The organism is Flavobacterium sp. GL_143 (genome assembly GCF_057834355.1).
In genome coordinates, this window is sequence record NZ_CM174401.1 from 1,956,606 (window position 1) to 1,974,651 (window position 18,046).

At 31.9% G+C, this 18,046-nt stretch carries 16 protein-coding genes; 11 read left to right on the top strand and 5 right to left on the bottom strand.

Features of this window, described 5'->3' with window-relative positions:
* Positions 1-4: 4 nt before the first annotated feature.
* Entirely contained in the window at positions 5-568 is a 564-nt protein-coding gene (gene gldD, locus AC3IPI_RS08390) for a gliding motility lipoprotein GldD (RefSeq protein ID WP_039112425.1), read from the top strand.
* Positions 569-641: 73 nt separating this feature from the next.
* On the opposite strand, the gene AC3IPI_RS08395 is transcribed toward gldD, so the two are convergent.
* Positions 642-1,022, bottom strand: a complete 381-nt coding sequence (locus AC3IPI_RS08395; RefSeq protein WP_039112424.1) for a heavy-metal-associated domain-containing protein — start codon at positions 1,020-1,022, stop codon at positions 642-644.
* A 104-nt stretch (positions 1,023-1,126) separates the two neighbouring features.
* Between AC3IPI_RS08395 and AC3IPI_RS08400 the strand changes: the two genes are divergently transcribed.
* Positions 1,127-1,993 (top strand): DMT family transporter, encoded by an 867-nt coding sequence (locus AC3IPI_RS08400; protein WP_039116941.1) that lies wholly within the window; start codon positions 1,127-1,129, stop codon positions 1,991-1,993.
* A gap of 343 nt (positions 1,994-2,336) precedes the next feature.
* Here the strand turns inward: AC3IPI_RS08400 and AC3IPI_RS08405 are convergent, their stop codons facing one another.
* Both AC3IPI_RS08405 and AC3IPI_RS08410 read right to left on the bottom strand, forming a co-directional pair.
* A complete protein-coding gene (locus tag AC3IPI_RS08405) occupies positions 2,337-4,385 on the bottom strand; it encodes a M16 family metallopeptidase (protein ID WP_489158381.1) in 2,049 nt (682 codons plus the stop codon).
* 13 nt (positions 4,386-4,398) lie between these two features.
* Positions 4,399-5,721 carry a M16 family metallopeptidase gene (locus AC3IPI_RS08410; protein ID WP_039112421.1) on the bottom strand — a complete coding sequence of 441 codons (1,323 nt, stop codon included), beginning with the start codon at positions 5,719-5,721 and terminating at the stop codon, positions 4,399-4,401.
* A gap of 270 nt (positions 5,722-5,991) precedes the next feature.
* On the opposite strand from AC3IPI_RS08410, the gene rplU reads away from it, so the two are divergent.
* The 4 genes from rplU to AC3IPI_RS08430 all read left to right on the top strand — a co-directional run bounded on the left by rplU (position 5,992) and on the right by AC3IPI_RS08430 (position 8,758).
* Positions 5,992-6,429, top strand: coding sequence for a 50S ribosomal protein L21 (gene rplU, locus AC3IPI_RS08415; RefSeq protein ID WP_035619759.1), 438 nt, complete (start codon positions 5,992-5,994; stop codon positions 6,427-6,429).
* A 24-nt stretch (positions 6,430-6,453) separates the two neighbouring features.
* The gene (gene rpmA, locus AC3IPI_RS08420; RefSeq protein WP_007805051.1) at positions 6,454-6,714 is read left to right on the top strand and encodes a 50S ribosomal protein L27; all 261 of its coding nucleotides are present in this window, start codon (positions 6,454-6,456) and stop codon (positions 6,712-6,714) included.
* Positions 6,715-6,940: 226 nt separating this feature from the next.
* Positions 6,941-8,233, top strand: coding sequence for a hypothetical protein (locus AC3IPI_RS08425; RefSeq protein WP_489158384.1), 1,293 nt, complete (start codon positions 6,941-6,943; stop codon positions 8,231-8,233).
* Between the two features lie 87 nt (positions 8,234-8,320).
* The gene (locus tag AC3IPI_RS08430; RefSeq protein WP_489158386.1) at positions 8,321-8,758 is read left to right on the top strand and encodes a GNAT family N-acetyltransferase; all 438 of its coding nucleotides are present in this window, start codon (positions 8,321-8,323) and stop codon (positions 8,756-8,758) included.
* Positions 8,759-8,776: 18 nt separating this feature from the next.
* Here the strand turns inward: AC3IPI_RS08430 and AC3IPI_RS08435 are convergent, their stop codons facing one another.
* On the bottom strand, positions 8,777-9,325 hold the full coding sequence (locus tag AC3IPI_RS08435; protein ID WP_489158388.1) for an AAA family ATPase: 549 nt from the start codon (positions 9,323-9,325) through the stop codon (positions 8,777-8,779).
* A 408-nt stretch (positions 9,326-9,733) separates the two neighbouring features.
* Between AC3IPI_RS08435 and AC3IPI_RS08440 the strand changes: the two genes are divergently transcribed.
* The 5 genes from AC3IPI_RS08440 to AC3IPI_RS08460 all read left to right on the top strand — a co-directional run bounded on the left by AC3IPI_RS08440 (position 9,734) and on the right by AC3IPI_RS08460 (position 16,564).
* Positions 9,734-10,804 (top strand): outer membrane protein assembly factor BamB family protein, encoded by a 1,071-nt coding sequence (locus AC3IPI_RS08440; protein ID WP_489158390.1) that lies wholly within the window; start codon positions 9,734-9,736, stop codon positions 10,802-10,804.
* Between the two features lie 266 nt (positions 10,805-11,070).
* Positions 11,071-12,210, top strand: a complete 1,140-nt coding sequence (locus tag AC3IPI_RS08445) for a helix-turn-helix domain-containing protein (protein ID WP_489158392.1) — start codon at positions 11,071-11,073, stop codon at positions 12,208-12,210.
* A 154-nt stretch (positions 12,211-12,364) separates the two neighbouring features.
* Positions 12,365-13,849: a serine hydrolase domain-containing protein gene (locus tag AC3IPI_RS08450; protein WP_489158394.1), complete on the top strand. Its 1,485-nt coding sequence runs from the start codon at positions 12,365-12,367 to the stop codon at positions 13,847-13,849.
* Positions 13,850-14,273: 424 nt separating this feature from the next.
* Entirely contained in the window at positions 14,274-14,882 is a 609-nt protein-coding gene (locus tag AC3IPI_RS08455) for a GNAT family N-acetyltransferase (RefSeq protein ID WP_489158396.1), read from the top strand.
* A 236-nt stretch (positions 14,883-15,118) separates the two neighbouring features.
* A complete protein-coding gene (locus AC3IPI_RS08460) occupies positions 15,119-16,564 on the top strand; it encodes an IS1182 family transposase (protein WP_489153512.1) in 1,446 nt (481 codons plus the stop codon).
* Positions 16,565-17,073: 509 nt separating this feature from the next.
* Here the strand turns inward: AC3IPI_RS08460 and AC3IPI_RS08465 are convergent.
* Complete coding sequence (locus tag AC3IPI_RS08465) at positions 17,074-18,015, bottom strand: Fic family protein (protein ID WP_489158398.1); 942 nt, start codon at positions 18,013-18,015, stop codon at positions 17,074-17,076.
* Positions 18,016-18,046 lie beyond the last annotated feature (31 nt).

The following is an 18,046-nucleotide window of genomic DNA, read 5'->3' on the forward strand; positions in this document are numbered from 1 at the left end:
TAAAATGCTTAAAAAATCAATTGCCATAATCGTACTTTTTATAATGACGATAACTGTATTTAGTTGTAAAGACGATGTTGTGCCTAAACCAGCGAGTTATTTAAGGTTGGACTACGCGGAAGCTAAATATGTGAATTTTGAAAACCAATGTCCGTTTGCTTTTGAAATGAATGCAGAAGCAGTTATAAAAGGGGAAAAGGATTGTGGATTCACGATTTCGTATCCAAAAATGAAAGCAACTATTTATCTTACGTATAAACCAGTAAATGGTGATATTAATAAATTATTGAAAGATGCTCAAAAGTTAACGTATGAGCATGTTATAAAAGCGGATGATATATTAGAACAGCCTTATTTAAACCCTGATAAAAAATTATACGGTATGTTTTATCAAGTTGATGGAAACGCGGCTACAAACTCTCAATTTTACATCACAGATAGTATTAAGCACTTTGTAACAGGTTCAGTTTACTTTTATGCTAAGCCTAATTTTGATTCGATAATGCCAGCTGCGAGTTATATTAAAAACGATATGCAGCATTTAATGGAAACTATTAAGTGGAAGTAGAGAAAAATAGAACTATAAAAAAAGAGCATTCGTTATGAATGCTCTTCTTTTTTTGTGGTAAAAATCGTTGGAATTACGATTTCATATTCGAAACTTTATATGTTTTTCCGTCTCCAGTAGCCTGAACTATTTTAGTTAAGTTTTCTGGGTTCTGAATAGTTTTGTCAAAAGTTACAGTAGCAGTTTTTTTGTCAAAATCTACTTTTGCTTCTTGTACGCCATCTAAGTCAGATAATTCGCTTTCGATAGTTTTAGCGCATCCCATTGCACAAGTCATTCCTTCGATATTAAAACTTGCAGTTTGCACGTTTTGAGCAGCAATTTCTTTATGTACTTTTGGAGCAGCTGCTTCAGTTGTAGCTACTGGCTTAATTTCTTCTGTTTCATTCTTTTTACAGCTTATAAACAAAAGGCTTGCAATTGCTAAAGCTGCGATTGATTTTACGATTTTCATATTGTTTTGTTTTAATAGTTTACAACAGGATTTGTTTGCAAAATTAATAAAAAACGAGTGAGGAATTCATAAATTTATTACAATTTTGCAGTAAAACAACTATTATGGATTCAAGACAATTGAAGTGGGTTTACTTAACGGTATTGGCCTTGGTTTGGGGAAGTTCTTTTATATTGATAAAAAAGGGACTTGTTGGTTTAACCGCAATTCAATTGGGTTCATTGCGAATTATTTTTGCATCCTTATTTTTGTTTTTGGTTGGTTTTAAGAGTCTGGCTAAAATTCCGTTAGGGCAATGGAAGTATATTGCATTGACTTCTGTTTTTGGAACTTTTACACCTGCTTATCTTTTTGCTATTGCCGAAACTGAAATTGATAGCTCGATTACGGCAATATTAAATTCGCTTACACCATTAAATACATTGGTAATTGGAGCTGTTATTTTTGGAATTCAGTTTCAGAGGCGACAAATCTTTGGTGTTTTTATTGGTTTAATAGGATGTTTGCTTTTGGTTTTTAATGGAGCAATGAGTCATCCGGAGCAAAATTATTACTATGCTATTTTAGTTGTGATAGCTTCCCTTTGTTATGCAATAAATGTAAACTTGATTAAGAGGTATTTGTCTGATTTAAGTTCGCTGAGTATTACTACAGGAAACTTTGCAGTATTATTGATTCCTGCAATTGTAATTTTGAGTTTTACAGGCTTTGGTGAAGTAATGTATGATGATAAAGTACAGAATTCAATTTTGTATATAATTATCCTTGGAGTAGTAGGAACAGGAATTGCGAATGTTTTGTTTTTTAAATTGATACAAATGTCATCGCCAGTATTTGCAACTTCAGTAACGTATTTAATTCCTATAGTAGCTTTCTTTTGGGGTTTTTTGGATAATGAACTACTTACACCAATTCAGCTTTTGGGCGCGTTTATTGTTTTAATAGGGGTTTATCTGTCGGCGAAGAAGTAAAATTTGTTTGTGAAATGTTATTTAGGTTTCTGTTATTTTTAGAAGCTAATCCCGCACCCGAGCCTGAAAGTGCGAACTGGTGAAGCAATCCGTTGCAATCTTTTATGGCTCCCGAAGCCTCGGGACCGCCACAAAAGGATTTCCACTTCTATCGGGGCTATGACAAGATTGCGGGCTTCAGTTATGCTCAGTCTCACAAAAAAACTGCATAAAAAAAAGCTTTGTCAAAGTGTAAACTTTGACAAAGCCTTTAGAATCTTAGAGCCTTAGCAACTCAGAATCTCAGTCCCGACGCTTCGGGATCAGAACCTTTGTCACTTTGAGCCTCTGTACTTTGAACCTTCTAAAGAAAATCAGCATCAGAAACTCCTTCGTTGATTTTTACTTCAGACATTTTGATGTTTAATTCAAAACCTACATTTTGAACGATATTAAAAGGAACTTTAACTCCTTTTACTTCTTTATAATCGCCAAAATTAGTGGTTTGTGTAACGGTCTGCCCAGCTTGTTCTGCTATTTTAGATTCAGCAACTTTTAATCCTGATTTTGTATCATAGAAATAAGTTGTTTTACCGTCTTTTATCGCATAAGCATCGCTGTTATTAATAGGCTCGATATGATCTATTGTTAATCCTTCTTTTTTAGAAAGTTGTAATTCTTCAAACGGAACTGCACTAGCTTTCATGTCTGTAAGGTCTTTTCCTTCAAGATTTTTTCGTTGTCCTTGTTGCTCGATGTAAGCTCCTTTTTCGTTAACAACTTGTTTCATTAAATTCATAGGTCCCATAGCAAGCGAAACCATCATTTTTCCTTTTGCATCCATCTTAGAAGTGAAGCTTAAAGGAGAAGGAGCCTGAGGGATTGTAGTTGATCCTAGCATTGCAATTGTTTTTACAGAGGCAACGGCTTTTTCTCCACCAATAGCTTTTATGTAATCACTAAAAACAGTTTTAGCAGTTACTCCGGCAGGAACTTCTTTTTTTAATATTGGTTTTTCTACTGGATTAGCATATTTATCAAAATAGCTGATAGGAATATTTAGTTTTTTTAAGCCAGGAATAACCTCAGAGCCTTTTCCTGTAATTACAATTCTCATATTGTCAATTAAGAAATATTTGTTGGCTACTCGAAGTACTTCATCAGCGGTTACATTATTTATGTTTTGGATGTATTTCTCATAAAAATCTGCAGGAAGATTTTCTGTTTCGATATTCAATGCGTATCTGGCAACAGCTTGAGGTTTCTCAACTTGCATTACAAATCTACCAATGTATCCAGCTTTAACTGTTTTTAAGATTTCATCAGAAACTTTTTCAGCTCGGATTCTTTTTATCTCTTTTACAAATTCAGTTACGGCACTATCAGTTACGGCGTTTCTAACAGCAGAAGCAGCTTTAAATTTAGTAGTGTATTTTCCGCTGCCTAAGCCTGAGCTAGCGCCATAAGTCCATCCGTGAGCTTCACGTAAATTCATGTTTAAGTAGCTGTTAAAATCACCTCCTAAAATTTGATTTGCTATTACTGCTGGGAAAAAGTCAGGATCACCCATTTTTAAATTTACAGTATTCACTAATGCTATCTCTGATTGTACCGCATTTGGAACATCAACAAAATTAATTTGAAGATTAGAAACGTTTACAGGATTAGGATAGGTTTCTTTTGGTTGTGTTCTTTTCTCCCATTTTCCAAAAAGCTTTTCTACAGCGGCTTTAGTTTCTTTGAATTTTATATCTCCAATAACTACCAAATAAGCGTTTTCGGGAACAAAGTGATTTCTGTAATTAGTTTCAACGTCAGCAAGAGTTACATTTTTTATAGTTTGCTCGGTAATAAATTCTCCCGAAGGATGATTTTTTCCAAATGCTAATGCATCAACAACTCTGCCTTCGATTGCGGGAACGCTTTTTTCATCGGCTTTAAGGCCTTCTAGTATTTTTGCTTTTTCCTTATCAAATTCCGCTTGGGTAAAATTAGGTTGTAATGCGCCTTCGGCTAAAAGCTCAAGGATTCTCCCTGAATATTTAGAAAGCGAACTAGCAAAAGCACCTTGTGAACTAAAGTTGATGCTTGCTCCGTAAAAATCTATTTCTTCGTTAAAAGCTTCTTTGGTTGTTTTTTTGGTTCCGTTACCAATTAAGCTACTTGTTAGTTCATCTACTCCTTTTTTGTTTCCTTCTACAAATGGAGCGTTGTCTAGTGTTAAATTAAAACTCACTCTTGGTAGTTTGTGATTTTCGACAACTAAAACTTTCATACCATTTGCTAAAACAAAGGTTTGTGGTTTTTTTATGTTTACTACGGGTGAGTTTCCTGGTTTTGGTTGCGGGCGATCTTGTGCTTGCATAATTCCTGTTACGAATAAAAGGATTAAAATAATTTGTCTTTTTTTCATGATTCTAAGAGTCTTAATTTTGTGCCTTTGTGCTAGGAACGTAGTCTAAAATTAAACGTTGATTAGGATTCAGATATTTTTTTGCAACATCTCTAATTTCTTCTCTAGTGATAGAGTGGTAGAGGTCGATTTCGGTATTTATAAGATTTACATCGCCATAAAGTAGGTAATAACTAGCCAAATTTTCGGCAATTCCTTCTACGCTTGAGTTAGAGTTAACATAATTATTGTCGAACTTGTTTTGTAGTTTTTCGTAATCTTTCTCAGAAATTAAATTGGTTTGAAGTTTTATAATTTCTTCATCAATTTCTTTTAATAAATCAGCAGATGTGTAAGGATTCATAGGTAATCCATATAAAATGTACATACCATAATCTTCCTGGCTAAAACCAACTGCTCCAATTTGTAAAGCCATTTTTTTGTCGTCAACTATTTTCTTGTATAGTTTTGAACTTTTCCCATCACTTAAATAAGAAGATATTAAATCTAGAACTCTTGCATCTCTGGTTTTCATAGATGGGGTTCTGTAAGACGCAATCAACATCGGAATTTGGATGTTAGGATCTTCGTAAGTTGCTTTGATAGGTTGAGTTATTGGCTCTTCTGTGTAAGTTTGTTTTTGTAATGATTGTCCTTTTGGGATTGGTCCAAAATATTTCTGAACCCACTCTTTTGTTTTGGCTTTATCAAAATCTCCAGCAATTACTAAAACGGCATTGTTTGGAGTATAGAATTTTTTGTTGAAAGCTTTAAATTCTTCAAGAGTTGCGGCATCTAAATCTTTCATGGATCCAATTGTCGTCCAGCGATAAGGATGATTTTTGAACATGTTTTTCTTTACCTCTGGAAGAATATTTCCGTAAGGTTGGTTGTCATAACGGGTTCTTTTTTCTTCTTTAACAACTTCATTTTGGGTATCAACCCCAATTTTGTTTATTACAGGATGCATTAATCTTTCAGATTCCATCCATATTGCTAATTCAAGATTGTTAGAAGGGAAAACTTCATAATAATACGTTCTGTCGTCTGAAGTGTTGGCATTATTGGTTCCACCATTGGCAGTTACAATTTTCATCCATTCACCGCGTTTTATATTTTCGGTTCCTTCAAATAATAGGTGTTCAAAAAAGTGTGCAAAACCTGTTCTGTCCGGAGTTTCATCTTTTGATCCTACATGATACATTACTGAGGTTATGACAACTGGTGCAGAAGGATCATTGTGTAGAATAACGTGCATGCCGTTATCTAAATCGTATTCTTCAAAAGCTACTTTTTGAGCCGAAGCTACTCCACCTAACATAAGTGCTGCGCTTAGCATAATTAATGGTTTTTTCATAGAGGTTAATAATTTTTTCAATTACAATTAATAAGTAAAGATTAATTAAAATAGTTACATCAAAAATAACTTTTTTTCATTAGGAATTAGAAAGCCGTATGTCTTTTGATAAACTATTAACAGTGTTTTACTACATTTAAGATTATGAGCTACTTAAGAGGCATTGAAAAACAGGAATTAAAGAACATAGAATAATTTTACTTTAAGAAATTGCACAGTAAATTATTAATTGTATATTTGCAACCTTAAAAATCAATAAATCAATTTGGTATGTATGCAATCGTAGAGATAGCAGGGCAACAATTTAAAGTAAGCAAAGACTTAAAGGTTTTCGTTCACAGATTAGCTAATGAAGAAGGTTCAAAAGTTTCTTTTGACAAAGTTCTTTTATTAGATGATAATGGGAATGTAACTTTAGGCGCCCCAGCTATAGAAGGTGCTTCAGTAGAAGCTAAAGTGTTACAACACTTAAAAGGAGACAAAGTAATCGTTTTCAAAAAGAAAAGAAGAAAAGGTTACAAAAAGAGAAATGGTCACAGACAATATCTTACTCAAATTGTAATTGAAGGTATTACTGCAGCAGGAGGAACTAAAAAAGCAGCGGCTAAAAAAGCGGTTGTAGCAGAAGAAGTAGCTACTGAAGAAGTAGAAGCTCCTAAAGCGAAAAAAGCAGCTCCAAAAGCAAAAAAAGAAGCTACTAAAGAATAATAACAATATTTAAACTCATACGTCATGGCTCACAAGAAAGGTGTCGGTAGTTCGAAGAATGGTAGAGAATCAGAATCAAAACGTTTAGGCGTTAAGATTTTTGGAGGTCAAGCTGCTATTGCTGGGAACATTATCGTTAGACAAAGAGGTTCAAAACATAATCCAGGTGAAAACGTTTACATTAGTAAAGATCACACTCTACACGCAAGAGTAGATGGAGTTGTAAAGTTCCAAAAGAAAAGAGATAATAAATCATACGTTTCTATACTTCCATTCGAAGCATAATAACTAAGATTCTATATTATTATAAAACCCGTTTGCCAAGGCAAACGGGTTTTTCGTTTTTAGGATGTTGGTTATAACCAATTTGTGGTTTGTGTCTCCTTAATTTAGGTTTTAAGATTTACTAAATTAATGCAAAAATCTAAGAAATTGCATTCTTAAAGTTTTTTGTCCTGGCTCTGGATAGTTTTATTATTACTACTTTTGATTAGATAAATCTATTTTAGTTTTGAAAAGAATATTATTACTTCTATTATTTTTTTGTGTTACTGTGTATGCGAAAACTGTATCTGGTCATATTGCAAATCAAATTGTATCACTTGATGAATCGCAAAAAAGAATTTTATATGAATTTGCAGTTTTGCAAAAAAATGGTTCTGATGCCAATGTGTATTGGGAAAAATATAAAAGTCAGTTTCCTGCCATAAATGATAGTATAAGAGATGAGCTGGCTCATGAAATATTTGTTAATTCTCATGTTTTATATACTCCAATAAAAAACTCTGCTATCGAATTATGGATGCAAGCACAATCATTTACGAATTGGATGTTGTACTTAGCGGCATTTATTGCGGTGTGTGCAGTAATAGGTTTGTTGCGTAATTATTGGGGAGCTATTATCAGAATGCTTATAAAGCAATTTGAACCTTTGTTTAAAGTATTGTTTTCGGAAGTTTTGCTAACGTATGAATTGCTGTTGATTGGTGCAGTTTGTGTTGTTCTGGGATGTAGTGTAGAAGATATGGTACTGCGTACGGTTATTATTCATGTTGGATTCTTTTTATTGTGGAGTCAATCTACAGCATTGTTTACTAAAAAGTATCTTGTTCGTGGGTACATCTACAAAATAAAAAGTAACTTTTGGGAACAAGATAGGTGGGAAGTGGTAAAAACAATTTGCCTTCCTGCTATTATTGTTACGGTTGCTATTTTGTATGTATTGTATAAAGTACCCGAGGATGTGTTTTATAATTATGAAGTTGTTGTGTCTGGTCTTGCTGCAATTTATGCTTTTCCTGTTTGGAGATTGCTGGAAAAATATATGTATCCTGTTTTAATACCTTATAAAGATGTTTATATAGAAAGAAGTATTTATTCTCTTGCAACTTGTACGGTTTTGGCTTTGTTTATAGATGTCGTGTTTTTGTGGCAATCAAACGCTGCGTTATCGTATATTATAACTGCATTGACTTCGCTGTTGGTTCTGTCGTTTTTAATTTTATCTGTAAAGGTTAATTATAGCCATAATTATAAAAATTATTTTTACTTGCAATTTGTCACAGTTCTTTTCTTTTTGTCTGTTTTGTTTTATGGTTTTAGTATTAAATCGGGCGAAATAATTTGGGTATCATTAGTTGGAACATGCATTTTTATAGTTATTAAATATTGGGAGATTCCAACATTTTATTTTAGTTGGAAAAGAAGAAACGGATCATGGGCATGGGGATTTCTCGGGATGGCTGCTTTGTTATGGTTGTTGGCTAAAGGGATTTTGTATGTTTCGAAAGTGTTGTATGCATAAGTTTGGACAGACTGAAGAATTTTTGACCAGATAAAATACTGCTTTGATTTTGAGATGTTATAAATTAAAAATAATATAATTTAAGTGATGGATAAGATTGTGATTAGATTAGCAAACAAAGATGAAATAGATTGGATAAATTCTAAATATTCTGAAATTGATTTTGTGCATTCGAATTTTGAAAATGAAATCATTGCTATAGCAGAAATGGGTGATACAAAATGCGGTCTGGGAAGAATTGTAAATGTTGATGATGCTAATTGTGAACTTGGAGGAATGTTTGTTTTTGAAGAGTTTAGAGGACTTAAAATCGCAGAAAAAATCATTGAATTTCTTATTGATAAGAATCAAAAGAAAGATAAAAATATTTGGTGTTTGCCATTTGAAAAGCTAAGCAATTTCTATAATAAATTCGGATTTGAAGATAATAACATAAAAAATATAGAAGTTCCTAAAGCAGTTATAGAAAAACATACCTGGTGTAATTCTAATTATGATGATAAAGTTCTTTTATTGGTAAAATAGATATTGATTGAAAGAAGACTATTTATTTTCTATAACCGATAAGATAAAATCGACTCTATCTTTTGTTCCTAATTTTGGGACTTCTATTAATTGGTAACCACAACCATTATAGGTGTTTTTTATTGCTTTATAGGTGTCAATTGCTTCTTGAAAAGATTGTTTGCGTTCGGTATCTGTTAGGTAAATTTCTTCCCAAGGAGGCAGGATAAATACAATCGGATTATACTGGTATTTTTTAACAGCCTCTGTGAGTTCTGGAGGAGGTTTTAAACCAATTAAATTTGCGTACGCTAAAGTGTCTGGAATTCCTCGGTCAAAAAAGGTGATTAAAGCATTGTTTTTGTTTTTTATATAGGTTTCAATCGAGTGTTCCAGCATTAATAATGTAAATTTTTCTTTGTCTGCCCAAGGCAAAGCATTTCCATTTGATTGTACTTGTTCCTTAATTATTTCACGAGCTACTTCGTCTACACAATTATAGGTTTTTCTTTTTAATTCTTCGATAATTGTTGTTTTGCCGCATCCGGGACCTCCAGTAATGGCAAATAAATGGATTGATTTGTTCATTTTAATTTATTTGGTCTCTAATATAGTTTAACACTATGTGCTTTAGTGCATTTTGTTTTAGCTTCTAAAAAATATTTTAGCCACAAATTGCACAAATTTCCACAAATTAATTAGCGCTAATTTGTGTAATTTGCGGTTAATAAATAAGTATTGTAGCCTTGCAGGCTTTCAGTCTGCTAACTAAATCTATGAACTTTTAGTCCATAGTGGTTTAATTAATTGTTGTAAAAATTCTTCTAGGTTGTATGTGGTTATTTGAAATACTTGTGATAAAGATATTTCATATATTCGCTGATAGTAGAGTTTTGTTTATGGTTTTTAGTGGTCTAAAAGCCGAAATGATAAAATTCTTTTTTAATGTTGTTGATGTATAAGTTAATGAGGTTTTTGTTAAAAAACACAATAAGAATGAAAATAAGAAATGTTGTAATATTTGTTTTTTTAATTTGTCTTTTTGCTTGTAAAAAAGATAGGGAGACTGTAGTTGACGATAATAAGAAATATGTAAAATTGTTATGGCGAAACAAGCCGTTTGATTGGACTCCGACAACATTAGTAGTAAAAAATAAAATGTTGTATTTCGGAGATTTACATAGGAATTTCTATGCTGTAAATTTAGAAAATGCTAAAGTAAAATTGAAATTTAAATCGGACTATAATCCGTTTTATAAACCATTAATAGATGGTCAAGATTTGTTTTTAGCGGATTATAACGCTGAATTAAGTTGCTTTGATTCTTTAGGAAAGTTAAAATGGAAAGTTAATGGCGAGATGAATTTAAGAAAGGATTTGGCTGAGAATGGCAACTATATTTATGGCTCAGTTCAAGGAAACGGATTTAGTAAACTAAATAAAAAAGATGGTAAAGTGGTTTGGTATTTGCCTAAAGATTCAAATATTACCGAAACAAACGAACCTGAATTTTTTGAAAATAGGGTATATTTAGGTTTGTCAGAACATGACGCTAAACTTTTAGCAATCGATAACAAAAGCGGAAAAAATATTTGGGAAAACAAATATAAAAAATATTCAAACTTAAACCAGATTAAAACAGAAAAAGGACTTTTAGTTTGTCTTAATAAAGATTTCAAACAAGGGGAAATTTTGATGTTGGATTATGAGACTGGAAACGAAATTTGGTCAGAATCTTTTAACTGCGATGTGTTTTATGAACCTTGCGTTGCAAGCAAAAGTATAATTTTAAGTACGTATGATAGCAAAGTTGTTTCTGTGAATATTGAAAACGGAAAAACAAATTGGGTATTAGATTTAAAAAATGATCAAGTTGAAAGTAAGATTATAAGCTTTAAAGGGAATATTTATTTTGGAACTATGAATCGGAATTTATATTCTTTAAATATTAAAACAGGGAAAATAAATTTTGTTCAACAATTTTATTACGGAATTTCAACACCAATTGTAGAAGATAATAAGATTTATTTTCCGACTGGAGGGAGTGAAATGTGGGTATTAAAATAAAAAATTAAGATCGTAAAACGTTATTAATTTTTTAAGTGATTGTTTGTGAACCACTTTTTTAGAGGTTTAGAGAATGAAATATTGAAATAACACGAAGAAAATATTTCTATTTCTATTTAGAAAAAAGGGATGAATTGGAGTGATAATATTTCTTATATTCGCTCAAAATAAGTTAAATTATTGCGTAAAGACATATTTAGATCGGGATAGTTTGGCTGTTTTGTGTGTTAATTATAAGAATATATATTTAAACCTTAATAATATAAATGGGTAAGATTGATTTATTAATTATTGTAACGATAGTTTCCTTGTTTATTTCATTATTTCTTGCATTTTTTTTGTTTGCAGTTAAGACAAATCATAAGATAAGTAATTATCTTTTTGCTACTTTTTTAATATTATCAGCGATAGATACCAGTCAAACTTTATTTAACTTAATAATTGATAGACCTTCAAATTTTGGAATGTTAAGAAGTTTATTTGTTTTCTTGCAAATTCCTGTTTTTTATCTATATGTGTTATCTGTTTGTTATTCAGATTTTAGGCTTAAGCCTAAACACTTATTGCATACGCTTCCATTTGTAATTGCAAATGCAATTTTGATACCTCGCTTTTATACAGTAGATGTTGCTTCTAAAATTAATTTTATTCAAAATTATAGAAGTATGGTTGAAATACAGTTCAATCATGTTCTTATTCATGTTCAGTTAATTGTATATATTATTGCTGTTTTTATGGTTTTAAGAAAAGCAAAAAAACTATATCTCGAAAATTGTGCAGGTACAAGTATTAGTTCCTATAATTGGCTATTTCAGTTTACAGTTGTACTGACTATTTTGTATTCGGTTGCTCTTTTAAAAAACATCTTCAAGTTCTCTGATTATTTCTATATCTCTGACTGGATAAAAAGTGGTCTTCTTGTACTTCACTTATTTGTTGTTTGTTGGTACTTATTTAAAGCATTAAATAATCCTGGTTTATTCAGGAGTATTGATTCAAAATTAAAACTGGTTTCGGATATTGTTTTAGAAGAGAAAAATAATGCACAATTAGCAGTAAGCGAAAAAGAATATGATGAAGAGTTATTGAAATTGCAGGAGTATATGATTGTAGAAAAGCCATTTCTAAATCCCTCCTTAACAATTCAGGATATTTCATCTGATATTAAAATTCCAGTTAGAGATTTATCTCTTTTAATTAATCATAAATTAGAGCAGCATTTTTACGATTTCGTTAATACGTATCGGATAGAGAGTGCTATGGGAATTTTAAAAGATGCTACAAAAAGTAAAGTAACGGTTTTGGAAATTCTATATGATGTAGGTTTTAATTCTAAATCTTCTTTTAATACGGCTTTTAAAAAACATACAGGTTTTACGCCTACAGATTATCGTAAAGCGGTGTAAATTAGTGCTTTGTAATTATTCGTACGCGTAGTTTTAATTATTCGTACTTGTTTTTAGAAACTAATGTGTCCGACTATTTTTATTCGGTCGCATAGCGTTAATTTCCACCACATCTTTGTATCGAAATAAATTTTTAACCAAAAATCACGATACAATGAAAACTACTATTTACTTCCTAATTCTTATAGTAACAATTTTAAATTGTCAAATAAGTAACTGTCAAACAAACAAGAAAGTATTATCAAAACAAAAAGATTATAGTTTTCTGACAGATAGTTTGAATATTAATCCGCAACTGGAAAAATATAAACTTGCGGGATTTAGTCTTGTTGTTTTTGAGAACTACGAGATTGTATATACAAATGAATTTGGTGTTAAATCAATAAACTCTCAGGAGAAAATAGATAAAAACACCGCTTTTTCTAACGCTTCGATTTCAAAACCAATTACAGCGCTTCTTTGTTTTATACTTGAAGAAAAAGGATTGATTAAGCTAGATGATCCAATAGATGGTTATTTAAAACGCTGGCATTTGCCAAAAAGTAAGTTTACTGAGAATAACAGTCCAACCTGGAGACAATTTCTTAATCATACGGCTGGTACTACCCAAAGTGGATTTGCAGATTACTATGAAGGTGATACAATCCCAACAATAAAACAAAGTCTTTTAGGAAAGATTCCGCGATATGATAAAGAAATTGATTTCTTGTTTACGCCAGGGACAGGTTGGTCATATAGTGGTGGCGGTTATGTAATTGTTCAGATGGCATTAGAGGATACTTTTAATAAGCCTATTGCAGAACTTGCTGCAACATATATATTCTCTCCTCTTGGGCTAAAAAATACTACAATGATACAGCCTGATGAAAAAGGATTCCCAGCAAATGTAGCACTCGTTCATGATGAAAATGAAAAGGTTATTAGAACAGGTTTGCCAATCACTCCACAGGTTGGAGCATCAGGAATGTGGTCTACACCAACAGATTTGGCTAAACTAGCTATTGAGATACAAAATGCGTTGCGAAATAAAAACAATAAAGTGATTTCTCATAATGTTGCAAAAAAAGTAACAGAAGTGACTGCTTTAAAAGATGCTGTTGGCGGCTGGAGTTACGGATGGCAAAAGTCTTTTGGTTATAATAACTATGATTGGTTTATATGTAATGGTTCTAATACAGGAGTAGGAGGTAGTGTTTTTGCTACGATGACAGATGGAAACGGCTTTGTATTTCTAACCAATGGCGAGAAAAAGAATCGTTTTCCTGTGATGGGACAAACTCAAAGAAAGCTTCTTACCCTGATGAATTGGAATGGAAAAACATCTAATGAGGAAATTCAGGAAATGCCTGCAAGTCTAAAAGAGAAGCTAATCGGAACTTATGATGATTTTCTTTATGCTCAGGGAGTGGAAACTAAAATTGTAGAAAAGAATAACCGCCTTTATGTTGAATCTATGCTATTGGATCATTTTAAAGGAAAAAATGATAATGAGTTGGTTTATCTTAAAAATGGACTATTTAAAATTATAGATTATCCTAACTTGTTAAAATTAGATTTCAGTGACGGAAAACTAAGTTCTGTGACCTTAATAAGAGGTAATATGAATACTAAGGTCGAAAAGATTTATAAAGGGAAATAATGATTTAGTCTTAAATTTGATTGTAGTATATTCTGTGAAAACAAACTCCATTAGAAATAATGGAGTTTTGTAGTTGTCTTTGCGAGTCTGTTTGCGAACCGTTTTTACGCAGGATTTAAGGATTTGTAAATAACACAGCTCCAAGAAATCTATTCTTTTTAATTTGAAAAACTTGTAGTAATTAAATAATGTATTATTAAACAAAATGCTGATAGTTTAACTTGGAACTGTACTATTCTGGTCTACTTAATAATAGCTAAACTGGATCACAATTTTAATTATTAAGATGGTTAACTTCGTGGTTTTTCAAAATATTCTTAATTATTTACATCAGGAAAAGCCAAATTATTTTGTGGCTGGTATAAATGAGTTGGTGGTAATGCTAAAAAATAACTAAAGACAACCAAAAAAACATAAAATTTAAATGAACGAAATAAAATTTGACTACAAAGCGGACTATATTTTAGAAGACGAAACGGTACTTTTGAGACCTTTGAAAGCAGACGATTTTAAATATCTTTTAGACTTTTCAATTAACGAACCCGAAATTTGGGAGTTTAACATGGGCGGTGCAAACGGAGAAGAAAATTTATTGAAATATATCGATAATGCTATCAGTCAAAGAGAAAAGGAAAAAGAATATCCATTCATTATTTTTGATAAAAGAACCAATGAATATGTTGGGAGTACGAGATTTTACAATATTGTCTTGGAAATGAACACTATTGAAATTGGTTATACTTGGTATGGGAAAAAATATCAAGGAACAGGAATAAACAAAAATTGCAAATACTTAATGTTCGACTTTGCATTTGATAAATTAGGAATTGTAAGGATTGGGCTTGGAGCAAACAGTAAAAACATGCGAAGTATAAATGCGATGAAAGGCGTTGGTTGTACAGAAGAGGGGATATTAAGAAGCCGTAGTTTTGACCAAAATGGAAACAGAATTGACTCAATAATTTTGAGTATTTTGAAAAATGAATGGGACGAAATATGGAAGGCAAGACTTAAAGATAAGACTGTAAAATAATAAAAGGAAATGCAACAAAGAAAAAATTGACTTTATGTTTTTGTTCTCCCAATAGCGGGGATTTGTAATCTGTGTCCGCAACAGTAAAGTGCTTTAAAACAAAAAACCTGTGAATCTTTCGAGAGGGCACTGAAAAAGTCCTTTTCACGAATAAATTGTTAATTAAAAGGAGTAGAAGCTAAAAGTTTCTGCTCCTTTTTTTTGTATCTTTTGAGTGTAATCATAAGGCTTTTTAGATGTTAATTCAACAGCAACAAATTCAGTTTAGTCCCTATTCCTCATTATATGATTTAATTGTTCCTCAGGATAATCTCCTTAGAAAAATCAACGAACTCATAGACTTCTCATTCATCTACGATGAGTTGCTAAATAAATATTGCATCACTAATGGTCGCACAGCAGAAAGCCCAGTGCGTATGTTTAAGTATTTACTTCTAAAAACAATTTATGATGTCTCGGATGTTGATGTAGTAGAACGTTCACGTTTTGATATGTCTTTTAAGTATTTCTTAGAAATGACACCAGAGGAGAGTGTTATTAATCCAAGTTCTTTAACGAAATTTCGTAAACTTCGCCTGAAGGATACGGACTTATTAAATCTACTCATTGGTAAAACAGTATCTATAGCCGTCGAAAAGGGAATCATCAGATCCAGGTCTATTATAGTTGATGCTACACACACTTTATCAAGATCAAATCCATTTGCAGCAATTGATGTATTAAGAGAGCGCTCTAAACTTCTACGAAGAACAGTATATTTATTTGATGACCAATTCAAAGAGCATATGCCCGAGAAGAACAATACCAATGAATTGGAAAAAGAATTAGCCTATTGTAAAGAACTGGAGCAGCGCATAGAAAAAGAAGAATCTTTGAGTTCTATACCTGCTGTAAAAGAAAAGCTAAATCTGCTTAAAGAAACTATAGAAGATACTCAGGAAAATTTTATCTTATCAAAAGATATAGATGCTAAAACAGGTCATAAATCCGCAGATAGCTCTTTCTTTGGATACAAGACTCATTTAGCGATGACCGAAGAGCGAATCATCACAGCGGCTGTAGTTACCTCAGGAGAGAAAGCAGATGGTCCAGAGTTACCAAAACTCTTAGAGATTAGTCAGCAAAACGGAATTGATGTAAATACCATTATTGGTGATGGAGCTTATTCAGGAACAGAAAATCTCAAGCGAGCAAACGGGAAAAATATTAGAGTTGTAGCTAAGTTAAATGTTTCAGTAGCAAATGGGACAAGAAAAGAGGAAGATAAATTTCAATATAATAAAGATGCCGATAGAATGGTTTGTCCTGCAGGACATATGGCTATACGAAAAGCTAGACAGGGCAAAAAAAATGTTGGGAAAAATCAAACATATACCTACTATTTCGATGTCGAAAAATGCAAATCTTGTTCTTTAAAACAGGGGTGTTATAAAGGGGCAAAAACAAAAACCTACTGTGTAAGGATAAAATCAGACTTACACCAAGAACAAATCGCCTTTCAAGAAACGGATTATTTCAAAGAAAAAGCAAAACATCGATACAAAATAGAGGCTAAAAATAGTGAGTTAAAAAACGTACATGGCTATGATAGAGCAATATCGTACGGCATTGCCAATATGCAAATGCAAGGAGCAATGGCTATTTTTACAGTCAACTTAAAAAGAATACTGAAATTAATGTAAGAAATTTATAAAATAAGTATGCCTACACAAAATGCCCCCTATAAATCAAAAATCGATTCATATAGCTGCAAATAAAAAACAGATATAAAACGAAAAACGCTTACAACGGATATTTTTAAATCCTGTTATAAGCGTTTTTTCATTGTCTAAAAACAATCCCAATCAAAATAAGGGATGTTTTTCAGTGCCCTCTCTTTCGATTTACAGGTTTTTTTAATGTTTCGGGTTTTGAAAAGATTGATAAAGTTGCCTTTTTCACTTCTTTTCCCCTTTTGTGGGGAGAGCAGGATTCGAACTTAACCGTCTAACCCCTTACATATACTGCATTTTCAATTATTTATAAAGTACTGTGCCACGATTTTGCCACGAAAATTAAAATATCAATTTTTTAACATTTCTAAGATACTCTTCTGTGGTTTAACTTGTTTTGAATTAATATTATATTTTGTTTTTTCAGGTCAAATTAAATATTTTTTTCAAGATAAATCGAAATATTTTGATTTTATATTTTACTTGTATTCAATCTCGAAATAATTGAGGATAGATTTGTAATTATCTTGAGCCGTAAGACAGGTATCCATCAAATATTCCTTTACATTATTCCATTCTTGTAAACCTCTGTAATAAAAAAGCTTTAGCTGTTCATCAATAATGAATGGTACGATATTGTTTGCAAGACATTCCTTGAAAATAATCAATCGACCAACACGACCATTCCCATCTTGAAAAGGGTGTATAATTTCGAATTTATAGTGAAAATCAACGATGTCTTCGATAGTTTTATTTTTAATGGTATGATAAGTAGCAAGAAGTTCTTTTATTTTTTGAGCAACTTGATTAGGAGGACAAGTCTCATTGCCTCCAACTTCATTTGGCATTTTTTTGTATTCGCCAACATTAAACCAGCCTTTTCCACTATCAGAAGTACCAGATTTTAATAAAAAATGAAGTTCTTTAATAATGGTTTCGTTGAGCTTAGTATTCGCTTTTTCAATAATAAAATCTATACAGCGAAAATGATTAGAGGTTTCAATAATGTCATCTACGTTTACACTTTCTTTAGAAGCACCAATTGTATTGGTTTCAAAAATATATCTTGTTTGATCGTGTGTAAGTCTGCTTCCTTCAATTTTATTTGAATTATAGGTTAAATCAATCTGCGTTCGGTGGTAGATACCACCTTTCAATTTCATATCCTTTTGCTCTTTCAAACTGTTCAGTAAAACATTCTTACTTACTTTTTTATTTCCTTTTCGAGGTATTACTGCATCTTCAGGAATGCTCCAGGTTTTACCCGTTAGGAAAGCTCCTTTTAATTTACCTAAAGCGCAATAATTACGAACCGTCCTCTCGGACAGTTCCAGTTTTTTTGCAAATTCTACTACTGAAAGATATTTCATGCTTTTAAATAAAGTTCCGTTATCGGCAAATGTATGTAAAAAACTAAACATAAAACAGATTTAGTTTGCCGATAACGAAAAA